Below are 11,605 nucleotides of genomic sequence, written 5' to 3'. Positions count from 1 at the left end.
TTGGTTAAGTGCCATGTCCAACGACAAAATACGTTGTAATTTTATTACAAAGCTTATGACGCCCTTCGAGCGCTTAAACAAGTCACGTTTGTAACTTGTTGCGACAGCCCTTACTCCTGTGTAGCGTGCGCAAAAGTTAAAAATAGGAGAGGCTCCGCGTGGATAAACGGCTTACATTATGGATTTTGGTGGGGATGATCCTCGGCGTAGCCGTGGGTTACGCAGTCCATGTCAGTTTTGCGCAGGACAGTACGCAGTTCGAATATATCACCAAGACGTTCAAACTGCTTTCGGATATTTTCCTTAATCTCATCAAGCTTTTGGTCGCGCCGCTGATCCTGTCGACCATCGTTGTCGGTATTGCCCATATGGGTGATAGCAGTGCGCTGGGCAGAATTGGTTTCCGGGCAATAACGTGGTTTATCATCGCCAGCTTCATTTCGATTGGCCTTGGACTGTTGATGGTCAACCTGCTCCAGCCTGGCATTGGCGCGCCGGTAGATACCATCGCCAATGCCGCTGCCACGATTGGCGAGGTCAAGAAACTCGACTTCTGGGATTTCATCCTGTCGATTTTCCCCAAAAATGCGTTCGAAGCGATGGCGACGAACAATATTTTGCAGATTTTGGTGTTCGCATTGTTCGCTGGTGTCGCATTGTCCGCTGTGGGCGAAAAAGGTGCGCCGCTCGTTCGGGGTGCGGAAGCCCTTGCCGAAATGATGCTGCAAATCACACATTATGTGATGCGTTATGCACCTGTTGCGGTGTTTGGCGCGCTTGCCGCCGTGGTTTCCAAAAGCGGCCTAGCGATTTTGCTGACCTATCTTGAGCTCGTCGGTGAATTCTATTTGTCGCTCGCATTGTTGTGGACGATCCTTTTGTCGATTGGAGCGATCTTCTTGGGCCGACGCATTTGGACGCTCATTCGTTACATCCGCGAACCGATGCTCATCGCTTTTTCGACCGCATCTAGCGAAGCGGCGTTGCCGAAATTGTTTGAACAGCTTGATCGTTTCGGCGTCCCGCGCCGGATCTCCGGCTTCATGCTGCCTTTGGGCTACAGCTTCAACCTTGATGGTTCGATGATGTATATGAGCTTCGCGACCATCTTCATCGCGCAAGCTTATGGAATTGATTTGTCCATCGGAACGCAGATCCTGATCCTGCTGACACTGATGATTTCTTCGAAGGGCGTAGCCGCCGTGCCTCGCGCATCGTTGGTGGTGATTACCGGCACGCTGGCGATGTTTGACTTGCCTGTTGAAGGTGTCGCGCTGATCCTCGCGATCGACCAGTTCCTCGACATGGGCCGGACCGCAACCAACGTCGTTGGTAACGCCGTGGCAACGTCCGTCATCACCAAATGGGAAGGCATGCTTGAGGTGGAAGAGCCAGAGTTTGTCGAACCATTGCATGCGCCTGCGCACACTGCAGCGCACGGCAAAGCCGGGCTGGACCTTGCCAGCGACATGGTGACTGACGAGCGAAAAACGAAGCTTTAAGCGGGGTGCTTGTGCCCAAGCAAGGTGCCTTTGGCACCTTGGCTGTCGAGCTTAAAGTCCATATCATGATGCTCTTTGCGCCACCGGCGGGCGACTACACGCTCGCCGGGACGCGCAGCATCATCGAGCAGCACACGGCCACCGGGACGCAAATTCGGAAATAGGCTCGCCGCCGCGCCACGCACATGCGGATGAAGGGCCCATGGTGGCCCGTCGACGATCAGCAAATCGATTTCAGCCGGTATATCGCTCAATTGATACCAATGGCCCGGCCAGCCAGCCGGTGGCGGTCCCAAGGGCGCATGGCGGACGTCGACATCCATATTGTTGTCACGGATCCAATCCTGCGTCGTCGACGCAAATTCCCCGTGCTGGTCAAAGCTGACGATTTTTCCGCCACCAAATAGTTGCAGTGCCCGCGCCGCAACAAAAGTCGATGCCCCGCAACCCAACTCAACCACCTGTTGCGGGCGCATTTCTTCGATTGCAGAAACGATGTGCCACAAAAAATGCGTATCTGCTTTCCAGCTGCCCAAATTGGGCAACGCATCCTGCGGCAAATCAAGATAAGCGAGCAGTTCCGCCTTATCCTTTTTACGGCCACCATCGAGGCTGCGCAGCAACCATGGCCATTGGATGGCGCCATAAGCCATGACCATGAACCGGTCGCTCAACGACAATGTGAGATCAATGTCGTCGAGTGGCAAAAAAGCCGTGGTTTCACGCGTGGTCATATGGTCCTCCAATGACCCTGTGTCGCCAACAGTCAATGCCGCATTTTTCAGACTGTCCGATTTTCCATACGCTTTGCGATGTTAGAACCATCAATTGTCGACATCATTATGTCGCTGATGCTTTACAATCGCGAAAATAGTTGAATAACTGCGCATTGGAGAAGGAGAAAAGGAATGCATGATCGAGCGTCTGTGCGCAGCGGTGGATTGGCTATAACCAACCCCAAGATAATGCTGTTCGCGCTTCTGCTGGTGTACATTCTGAACTTTCTGGACCGCCAGATTATCAATATTCTGGCCGAACCTATAAAGGGCGAGCTTGGGCTGAGTGATACGCAGCTCGGTTTGCTGGCTGGCCCTGCTTTCGCGGTTTTTTATGCTGTTCTGGGCATACCAATCGCCCGCTATGCGGATAATGCAAAGACCAACCGGGTTTGGCTCATCTCTGTTTGCCTTGCGGTGTGGTCCGCTATGACCGCATTATGCGGTGTTGCGCAAAACTTCGTTCAACTCGCGCTTGCGCGTATTGGCGTTGGCGTCGGTGAAGCTGGTTGCACCCCTGCTGCACACTCGCTGATCGCAGATAGCGTGCCCGCCGAAAAACGGTCTTCGGCCATCGCCTTTTTCGGACTTGGGATCCCAATTGGTGGACTGCTTGGCCTCATCATTGGCGGGGTCGTCAACGACCAATATGGCTGGCGCATGGCGCTCATGCTGGTTGGTATGCCGGGGATATTGCTGGCGTTTGTGTTGCCATTGCTCATCCGCGATCCACGGCGATGCGCCGATAGCGCACATTTCAACACCGCGGACTCGCCCGTGAAGGCAAAACTGTCGATTAAAGATGCTGTGCGTGAAGTCTTTGCGTCCAAGGCCTATTTGTACGTCTTTATCGCCGCATCGTTCACCGCCTTCCTCAGCTACGGCAAGGGTCTATGGACGATCAGCTTCTTCATCCGGTCCCACGGCCTATCAACGACCGAGGCGGGGCTTGCTATGGCGGTCGCGCTTGGCATTTCCGGCATCATCGGCACATGGCTTGGCGGGAAAATGGCCGATGTTTTTGGCAAGCGTGACAAGCGGCATATCTTGACCATGCCTGCCATCGGCATGGCGATTGCCGCTCCGATTTTATTTGCCGGTTATTGGGCCGAAGATTGGCGGATTGCCGTCGCCCTGCTCATTCTGCCGACCATATTGAACTCGGCTTATTACGGCCCTGCTTATGGATGCGTCCAAGGCCTTGTCCGGCCAGAGGCGCGCGCCATTGCGGCATCGCTTGTTGTCTTTGGACAAAATCTCATCGGGCTTGGCATGGGCCCATTGTTGTTCGGCGTGCTATCCGATTGGCTGCAACCCATGGCCGGCGACGAAAGCGTCCGCTGGGTGCTTTATGGTGCAGCCTGGCTTGGGCTCATCCCCGCCTTCTTCTTCTGGCGCGCTAGCCTGCGGCTGAACGCAGAACTGAAAAGCGGTTAATCCGCAAACGGATCGCGGACCAAGATCGTGTCTTCGCGCTGCGGAGACGTCGATACCAAGGCAACGGGCGTTTCGATCAGTTCCTGAACGCGGGTGATATATTTAATCGCCTGAGCCGGAAGGTCGGCCCAGCTCCGTGCGCCAGCGGTCGTTTCCTGCCAACCGGGCATTTCTTCGTAAATCGGCTCGACTGCGGCCTGCTCTGCGGCATGCGCGGGCAGATAATCATATACCTTGCCATTCAGGCGGTAACCTGTGCAGATTTTGATCGTGTCGAAACCGTCCAAGACATCCAATTTCGTCAGCGCAATTCCTGTGACACCGGACACCGCGCAGCTTTGACGCACGATTACGGCATCAAACCAACCGCAACGGCGTTTTCTGCCCGTTACGGTTCCAAATTCATGACCACGTTCGCCCAGCCGCTGGCCCGTTTCATCTTCCAACTCGGTGGGGAAAGGCCCCGAACCAACCCGCGTGGTATATGCCTTCACAATGCCAAGGACAAAACCGGCCGCGCTTGGGCCAAGACCAGATCCAGCTGCGGCAGTACCCGAAACCGTGTTTGATGATGTCACGAATGGATAGGTGCCATGGTCGACATCCAGCAAAACGCCCTGCGCGCCTTCGAAAAGGATCCGCGCGCCTGCCTTGCGCACTTGGTTCAACCGTTTCCACACTGGCTGCGCATATTCGAGAACGAATGGCGCAATTTCCTTAAGGTCAGCAATCAGGCGGGCACGGTCTACGGGCGGTTCGCCAAAACCGGCGCGCAGCGCATCATGGTGCGCGCACAAACGGTCCAATTGCGCATCAAGCGCATCCAAATGCGCAAGGTCGCAAACGCGAATGGCGCGGCGGCCGACCTTGTCTTCATAAGCAGGGCCAATACCGCGGCCCGTCGTGCCGATCTTGCCCGAACCGGCGGCGGCTTCGCGCAAGCCATCCAAATCACGATGGATCGGCAAAATCAGCGCGCAATTGTCGGCGAGTGCGAAGTTTTCGGTTGTAATCGAAACGCCCTGCCCACGCAGCTTCGTCATTTCGTCGCGCAACGCCCATGGGTCCAGAACAACACCATTGCCGATGATCGACAGCGTGCCCGTCACGATACCCGACGGCAGCAGCGACAATTTATATACATTTTCGCCGACCACCAATGTGTGGCCTGCATTATGTCCGCCCTGAAACCGGACCACTGCATCGGCGCGTTCCGCCAACCAGTCGACAATCTTACCTTTTCCCTCGTCGCCCCACTGAGCGCCAATTACGGTTACATTTGCCATCAGATATTCCCTGTCAAAGCCAGATAGCTCTGGGGCCTTTTTCTGCGCAGGAGCTTTTTCCTGCGAAGGGATTCGCCATGTGCTCCGTTATGATTATGATGGCGCTGCGTCCACCCTAAAGCAACGTGATGGACGATTTCAGACGATAACTGCCTGCCCGTTTGCCCATTTATGGGTGCAGCCCAGCACGGCGGCGCTGTCATTTTCGTCCAACGCAGCGACCGTAACCCAACCTTCGCTACGCAATTTCGCGCCGGTGGCGGCATCGGTGCCGAGCGGCAGGAACAGACGCTGCGCGGTGCTTTCTTCGGCCAAGTCAATCAACGGATCTGGATAAAGCGAAAATCCAGTTGCTGCTTCAGACGGGCCATCGGCGCGGTCGATATAATAAGTGCCACCACGACCGAGCGCGGCGCTATAGCCTTTGGCGAAGATCGTGAAGCCGAACCAGCTTTGATATTCAAAGCCATGCCGTTCGGTTGGATCAAGCGTCACATTGGCACGACCGGCGACCGTTGCTGCGATGCTTTCCAGCGCCTGGATTCGCGAGGCAAGTGCACCGCCAGCATCAATCGCACGCAATTTTTCAACCGCCGCATCAAATGGCCCCGTAGCCGCGAGCAATGGCAGATAGGCATCCGCGCCCAATACGCTAAGGCCGCCAGCATCCTTCATATCCAGTTCGGAACGCACGGCATCAATTTTATCGGGAGCCAAAGGCAACGCCTTTTCAGCAAGCCGTTCGACCAAGTCAGGGAGGGTAAAATCGATGGTGATGTCTTTAACGCCCGCTGCCTCCAGCGCATCGATGGCGACGCCAACAATTTCGCACGCCGCAGCAACGCTGTCATTGCCTATCAACTCAGCGCCCAGCTGCGTCAATTCACGCTCTGGTCGCAGTTGCTTTGCCTTCAGGCGCAGAACCTGACCATGATAGCACAAGCGCAGCGGCCGAGAGGATTCTTGCATCCGCGTTGTCGCAATGCGCCCGACCTGCACGGTTATATCGCCACGCAAGGCGAGCGTATGCCCGGAAACGGGATCGGTAAAACGCAAATGCTGATTCCGCGCCGCGCCGCCACTGCGTTCGGCAAGCGCGCTTTCAAATTCAGCAATGGCTGGCGCCACTCTGGCATAGCCATAGCGTGTCAGCACATCGATCATGGCACGCGACACCCGCGCCGCAACCTCCGCTTGGGGAGGAAGTCGGTCGCGGAAGCCTTCAGGCAGCAAGTCGGGCGGAATCTTCATGCGCGTTCTTTACGCGAAAAGTTCTGGCGGGGAAGCCCCGCTTAGAACTTAAGCGCCTTTACTGTCTTTACGCCTGGAAGCGACGCCAACTGCTTAAGAACAGCCTCTGGAATTGCTGCATCCATCGACAACAGCAGAACCGCCTCGCCGCCTGCACTGCGGCGACCCAAATGGAAGGTGCCGATATTCAAGCCAGCTTCACCCAATGCCGTACCGACACGGCCAATGAAACCCGGTGCATCTTCATTGACGATATACAGCATGCTGCCTTCGAGCTCAGCTTCAAGGCTGATGCCGAAAATCTCGACAAGCCGCGCTTCGCTGTTGGCGAACAATGTGCCTGCAACCGAACGTGGTCCTTGCGCTGTGTTCACCGTGACACGCACCAATGTGTGATAGGCACCGGCCTTGTCATGACGGACTTCACGGATATCAAAACCGCGTTCTTTTGCCAAAAACGGTGCGTTGACCATGTTCACCGCGTCCGAAAAACGCCGCATAAAACCGGAAAGGACAGCGGCGGTAATGGGCTTGATATTCAATTCGGCCGCAGCGCCCTCAACCTCAATGGCGATATTATCCAAATTGTCGTGCGCAAGTTGGCCAACCAGTGAACCCAGCTTTTGCGCCAAGGTCATATATGGCTTTAACTTGGGCGCTTCTTCGGCAGACAGGCTTGGCATGTTGAGCGCATTCGTCACGCCGCCATTGACGAGATAATCCGCCATCTGTTCGGCAACTTGCAGCGCAACATTAACCTGCGCTTCGTTGGTCGACGCACCCAAATGCGGTGTGCAGATGAAGTTTGGCGTGCCAAATAACGGCGATTCCTTGGCTGGCTCTGTTGCGAACACGTCTAATGCAGCGCCGCCAACTTGGCCGCTGTCCAACGCTTCTTTCAACGCGGCTTCATCGACCAGACCGCCGCGCGCGCAGTTGATGATGCGCACACCCTTTTTGGTTTTCGCCAGATTTTCTTTGGACAGGATATTGCGCGTCTGATCGGTCAACGGCGTGTGCAAGGTGATGAAATCAGCCTTGGCCAGCAGCGTGTCCAAGTCCGCCTTTTCCACGCCCATTTCAATGGCGCGTTCCGCCGTCAGGAACGGGTCAAACGCAACGACCTTCATACGCAGGCCAAGCGCGCGGCTTGCGACGATGGAACCGATATTCCCTGCGCCGATCAGGCCAAGCGTCTTGCCGGTGACTTCAACGCCCATGAAGCCGTTTTTCGGCCAGAGGCCAGCTTGCGTCTGCGCGTTTGCTTCCGGCAATTGGCGTGCAAGTGCGAACATCAATGCGATCGCATGTTCGGCGGTGGTGATCGAATTGCCGAACGGCGTGTTCATAACGACAACGCCCTTTGCCGAGGCGTTCGGGATATCCACATTGTCGACGCCGATGCCGGCGCGGCCAATCACCTTCAAATTGGTGGCGGCGTCGAGGATGGCCTTCGTGACCTTGGTCGAGCTGCGAATGGCAAGGCCATCATAATCACCGATGATGGCGGCGAGCTCTTCAGGGCTTTTGTCGGTAATGACATCAACGTCACAGCCGCGTTCAGCGAAAATCTTCGCAGCATTGGGATCCATTTTGTCGGAAATAAGTACGCGTGGTTTGGTCATGTTGAAATTCCTATATGTCTTTTGTCGTCATCCCCGACTGATCGGGGATCGATGGACTGAAATGTCGGCTTGCGCGGATATGTACGTGCCCGGATTCCCGCATGCGCGGGAATGGCACGGGTGGGATTTAAGCTTTGGCTTTCTTATAAGCCCAATCGAGCCAAGGGCCGAGCGCTTCAACATCTGCGGTATCGACAGTGGCGCCGCACCAAATACGAAGGCCCGCAGGGGCATCGCGATATCCGGCAATGTCATAAGCCGCATCTTCCGCCTCAAGCAGTGACGCCATTTTCTTGATCATCGCTTCGTCCGCACCCTCAACGGTCAGGCACACCGACGTCGTTGACCGAATAGCAGGATCAGCGGCGAGAAAGCCGAGATAGTCACGTGTCTCAACGATTTTTGCGAGCGCAGCAGCATTGGCGTTGCTGCGGGCCATAAGCCCCTGCAAACCACCAACGGTTTTCGCCCACTCAAGCGCAAAGATCACATCTTCCACCGCAAGCATCGATGGCGTGTTAATCGTCTCGCCCTTGAAAATGCCTTCGGCGAGTGCGCCTTTCGACATCAAGCGGAAAACTTTTGGAAGCGGCCATGCCGGGGTGTAATTTTCAAGCCGTTCAACAGCGCGCGGTCCGAGAATGAGCACGCCATGCGCACCTTCGCCGCCCAGCACTTTTTGCCAGCTGAACGTTGTGACGTCCAGCTTGTCCCAAGGCATATCATAGGCAAACACCGCCGACGTCGCATCGTTGAAGGTCAGGCCTTCACGGTCGTCGGCAATCCAGTCACCATTTGGAACGCGCGCACCTGAAGTCGTGCCGTTCCATGTGAAAACCACGTCATTGGAAAAATCTACCGCGCTCAGATCAGGAATTTCGCCATAGGGCGCATTCATGACGGTCGCATTCAGCTTGAGCTGCTTGTTGACGTCTGTGACCCAGCCCTCGCCAAAGCTTTCCCACGCCATCATCGTGACCGGTCGTGCACCAAGCATGGTCCACATCGCCATTTCGATTGCGCCGGTATCCGAACCGGGGACAATGCCAATGCGGTGCGTGTCAGGCACCTGAAGCACTTCGCGCATCAGATCGATCGCCAGTTGAAGGCGCGATTTGCCAATTTTCGCACGATGCGAACGGCCAAGCGATTCGGTTTGAAGTTTTTCGGGGCTCCAGCCTGGCGGTTTCGCACAGGGACCGGATGAAAAATATGGACGCGCCGGTTTAACGGCGGGGGGTACTATAGTCATGTAAGCTTCTCCTTGCAGAGAGCAGCGCGGCGTTGGGGCCGCGTGGCCCGGAGCCGCGTTTAAGCGCAGCCCCGGCTTTGTCAATGACTATCGCAAAATGTGATCAGTAACCGGCCTTACGAAACAAAACTTCGCCGCGGCGACCAACATATAATTTCTCAAGCGTCACAGGGTGGAAATAGGCTTCAACACGGTCGCCTTCTGGCGTTGTGCCGTACACTTCATAACAACCACCATCTACCTTGGTTTTGCGGACGGTCCAGCCTTCTTTGGTGAGTTTATCGGTAAGTGCCTGTTGGCTTTTCCAACCCGAAACCGGTCCTGCCTTGCAGGTGATAACGCCGGTTGCCGATGCCGGTACCGATGCGAAAGCAATTGCGGTCGCTGCGGCGAGTGAAAGTGAAGTCAATAAACGCATATTCATGCTCCTTTAAATGCAAATTTACGGGGAAGAAAAAAGCGTGCCGCCACGAGCAAGGCCAATGGGGCGAAATGAACGAGCGCTGGGCCTAGATTGTTATGGATGAATATCCAGTGTACCAGAACAAGCACGGCAGCGGGATACACAAGGCGTTGCAGCCGCTTCCATCCCGCTTTCAGCGCGCGCATCGATGCATCATTACTGGTCAGCGCGAGCGGGATAAACAATAGCATGGCCGCCCAGCCCGTCCAGATGCCCAGCGCCAGAAATTCGGCAATGATGTCGTCGATATTGCCCATATCGATGAGGTAAAAAGCCAAATGGGGCACCGCATAAGCGAACGCAGCGACACCCAGCGCACGGCGGCGCTGGATCAACCAGCTAAGCCATGGGCGTGGCCCCAGCAATGACAACAACGGACTTAAAACCATCGCGACAATCATAAAACGCGCGGACCATTCACCTGTCGGATGCAGCATATCCATCGCGATGCGGTCACCCGCATAGAAGCTGCGCATCATCAATATCGCTGGCAAAGACAGCAATATCCAAAACACCCACTTCTTATTAAGAATGATTCGCAACATGCATCCGCGATAATCGCGCCAGCCACTGTGCGCAACGCGGAAATTGTATCAATATTCACGCCTTTGCCGCGATACCGCGTTCATCGGGTCGATTTGGTGCTGCACACCGCTAAGATTTTGCTATGACATCTTACATGGCCGCCGTCACTGCTCCAAGAATTCTGCTTGTCGCGAGCGCGCTGCTATTGGCGTCCTGCAGCGCGCGTGAGGCCCCGAAAACGACACGCACGGGTGCAAACGCAACAACGGAAAATGTGCGGCAGTGCTTGGCAAGTTTGAAAGAAAAGTCAGTCCGCTTTGCCGGCTTGCCCAACAAAAGTTTTGACGGCGGGTGCCGCACGATCGACACGGTCAAGCTTATGGATTTTGGCACGCCGGCCACCAATTTGGGTGCGATGACGTGCCCGCTGGCCGCCAACTTTACCGATTGGGCACGCTATGCCGTGCGTCCCGCCGCCAAGCAGTATTTAGGCGCTGAGGTCGTCCGCATCGAGACAATGGGCACGTTCAACTGCCGGAACATCTATGGGGGACGTTCGGGCAAATTATCCGAACATGCCTTTGCCAATGCCGTCGATGTCTCCGCGTTCGTTTTGCGCGATGGCCGCCGCGTATCCGTGCTCACAGGCTGGAACGGATCAAGCGAAGAGCGCGCGTTCCTGCGTCGCCTGCACCAGTCCGCCTGCAAACGGTTCGGCACCGTGCTTGGCCCCGATTATAACGCTGCGCATGCAAACCATTTCCATTTCGACATGGCCCGATCGATGCGCAACGGCACATCCTTTTGCCGATGAGGGGCTTTTGCCGATGAGGGGTGGCAGAACACGCCCTTGCACCCTATATGCAGGGTAATGACAGACACAAAAATTAACGATCGCCGCTTCTACAAAGCACAACAAGAAGCGGACTTTGCTGAACAGCAACTCTCCACCCCGCAAACGCAAAGCAAGTCTTACCGGCTCGCATTTCAGGACACCGACTTCCTGTTGCGTGAGGATTTACGGCCAGTTCGTTTCCAGCTGGAACTGCTCAAAACCGAAATGTTGCTGGACGAGGCTAACATCGGATCGATGTTGGTGATCTACGGCTCTGCGCGCATTCCCGAAGCCGATGGTGCAGATGCCTTGATCGCGGCCGCAACCGACGAGCGGTCCAAAATCATCGCCGAACGCATGAAGGAAAAGGCGCGTTTCTACGACGAATCCCGTCATCTTGCGCAGCTGGCGGGACAAGCCAATGTAACGGACGAAGAAGGTCGACGCCACTTCGTCGTTTGTTCGGGCGGGGGCCCATCCATCATGGAAGCCGCCAACCGCGGCGCGCACGACGTTGGCGCGGAATCCGTTGGCCTCAATATCGTGCTTCCGCATGAGCAGGCGCCAAATCTGTTTGTGACGCCGCGATTGAGTTTCCAGTTCCACTATTTCGCGTTGCGCAAAATGCACTTCTTGCTGCGTGCACGTGCCGT

Annotated in this window: 11 protein-coding genes; 4 read left to right on the top strand and 7 right to left on the bottom strand. The window is 55.8% G+C overall.

Annotation, left to right across the window (positions count from 1 at the left end):
• Positions 1-158: 158 nt before the first annotated feature.
• Entirely contained in the window at positions 159-1,502 is a 1,344-nt protein-coding gene (locus tag ACILQA_RS06835; RefSeq protein ID WP_395629028.1) for a dicarboxylate/amino acid:cation symporter, read from the top strand.
• Here the strand turns inward: ACILQA_RS06835 and ACILQA_RS06830 are convergent.
• The gene (locus tag ACILQA_RS06830; RefSeq protein ID WP_395629027.1) at positions 1,499-2,236 is read right to left on the bottom strand and encodes a class I SAM-dependent methyltransferase; all 738 of its coding nucleotides are present in this window, start codon (positions 2,234-2,236) and stop codon (positions 1,499-1,501) included. The genes ACILQA_RS06835 and ACILQA_RS06830 overlap by 4 nt on opposite strands.
• A 174-nt stretch (positions 2,237-2,410) precedes the next feature.
• Between ACILQA_RS06830 and ACILQA_RS06825 the strand changes: the two genes are divergently transcribed.
• Positions 2,411-3,715, top strand: a complete 1,305-nt coding sequence (locus ACILQA_RS06825) for a spinster family MFS transporter (protein ID WP_395629026.1) — start codon at positions 2,411-2,413, stop codon at positions 3,713-3,715.
• On the opposite strand, the gene ACILQA_RS06820 is transcribed toward ACILQA_RS06825, so the two are convergent.
• The 6 genes from ACILQA_RS06820 to ACILQA_RS06795 all read right to left on the bottom strand — a co-directional run bounded on the left by ACILQA_RS06820 (position 3,712) and on the right by ACILQA_RS06795 (position 10,137).
• Entirely contained in the window at positions 3,712-5,001 is a 1,290-nt protein-coding gene (locus tag ACILQA_RS06820) for an adenylosuccinate synthase (RefSeq protein WP_324478157.1), read from the bottom strand. The two genes, ACILQA_RS06825 and ACILQA_RS06820, sit on opposite strands and share 4 nt — an antisense overlap.
• A gap of 138 nt (positions 5,002-5,139) precedes the next feature.
• Positions 5,140-6,252, bottom strand: coding sequence for an ATP phosphoribosyltransferase regulatory subunit (locus tag ACILQA_RS06815; RefSeq protein ID WP_395629025.1), 1,113 nt, complete (start codon positions 6,250-6,252; stop codon positions 5,140-5,142).
• Positions 6,253-6,293: 41 nt separating this feature from the next.
• A complete protein-coding gene (serA, locus tag ACILQA_RS06810) occupies positions 6,294-7,877 on the bottom strand; it encodes a phosphoglycerate dehydrogenase (RefSeq protein WP_333568764.1) in 1,584 nt (527 codons plus the stop codon).
• A gap of 127 nt (positions 7,878-8,004) precedes the next feature.
• Positions 8,005-9,129, bottom strand: a complete 1,125-nt coding sequence (locus tag ACILQA_RS06805) for a phosphoserine transaminase (protein WP_395629024.1) — start codon at positions 9,127-9,129, stop codon at positions 8,005-8,007.
• Positions 9,130-9,232: 103 nt separating this feature from the next.
• On the bottom strand, positions 9,233-9,547 hold the full coding sequence (locus ACILQA_RS06800) for a PepSY domain-containing protein (RefSeq protein ID WP_395629023.1): 315 nt from the start codon (positions 9,545-9,547) through the stop codon (positions 9,233-9,235).
• 2 nt (positions 9,548-9,549) lie between these two features.
• Positions 9,550-10,137, bottom strand: a complete 588-nt coding sequence (locus ACILQA_RS06795; RefSeq protein WP_395629022.1) for a ferric reductase-like transmembrane domain-containing protein — start codon at positions 10,135-10,137, stop codon at positions 9,550-9,552.
• Positions 10,138-10,259: 122 nt separating this feature from the next.
• Between ACILQA_RS06795 and ACILQA_RS06790 the strand changes: the two genes are divergently transcribed.
• The gene (locus tag ACILQA_RS06790) at positions 10,260-10,931 is read left to right on the top strand and encodes an extensin family protein (protein ID WP_395629021.1); all 672 of its coding nucleotides are present in this window, start codon (positions 10,260-10,262) and stop codon (positions 10,929-10,931) included.
• A gap of 57 nt (positions 10,932-10,988) precedes the next feature.
• Positions 10,989-11,605: LOG family protein (locus ACILQA_RS06785; protein WP_395629020.1), on the top strand; the 617-nt coding region annotated here is incomplete at its 3' end.

It is taken from the genome of Sphingorhabdus sp., from assembly GCF_044239005.1.
Classification (GTDB): Bacteria; Pseudomonadota; Alphaproteobacteria; order Sphingomonadales; family Sphingomonadaceae; genus Sphingorhabdus_B.
This window is presented reverse-complemented; position numbering and strand designations above follow the sequence as displayed.

What these genes read in the sequence shown, in the direction of transcription:
- ACILQA_RS06830 (WP_395629027.1), bottom strand. Translation starts at nt 2,236, where the DNA reads ATGACCACGCGTGAAACCACGGCTTTTTTGCCACTCGACGACATTGAT.
- ACILQA_RS06825 (WP_395629026.1), top strand. Translation starts at nt 2,411, where the DNA reads ATGCATGATCGAGCGTCTGTGCGCAGCGGTGGATTGGCTATAACCAAC.
- serA (WP_333568764.1), bottom strand. Translation starts at nt 7,877, where the DNA reads ATGACCAAACCACGCGTACTTATTTCCGACAAAATGGATCCCAATGCT.
- ACILQA_RS06815 (WP_395629025.1), bottom strand. Translation starts at nt 6,252, where the DNA reads ATGAAGATTCCGCCCGACTTGCTGCCTGAAGGCTTCCGCGACCGACTT.
- ACILQA_RS06790 (WP_395629021.1), top strand. Translation starts at nt 10,260, where the DNA reads ATGACATCTTACATGGCCGCCGTCACTGCTCCAAGAATTCTGCTTGTC.
- ACILQA_RS06800 (WP_395629023.1), bottom strand. Translation starts at nt 9,547, where the DNA reads ATGCGTTTATTGACTTCACTTTCACTCGCCGCAGCGACCGCAATTGCT.
- ACILQA_RS06805 (WP_395629024.1), bottom strand. Translation starts at nt 9,129, where the DNA reads ATGACTATAGTACCCCCCGCCGTTAAACCGGCGCGTCCATATTTTTCA.
- ACILQA_RS06795 (WP_395629022.1), bottom strand. Translation starts at nt 10,137, where the DNA reads ATGTTGCGAATCATTCTTAATAAGAAGTGGGTGTTTTGGATATTGCTG.
- ACILQA_RS06820 (WP_324478157.1), bottom strand. Translation starts at nt 5,001, where the DNA reads ATGGCAAATGTAACCGTAATTGGCGCTCAGTGGGGCGACGAGGGAAAA.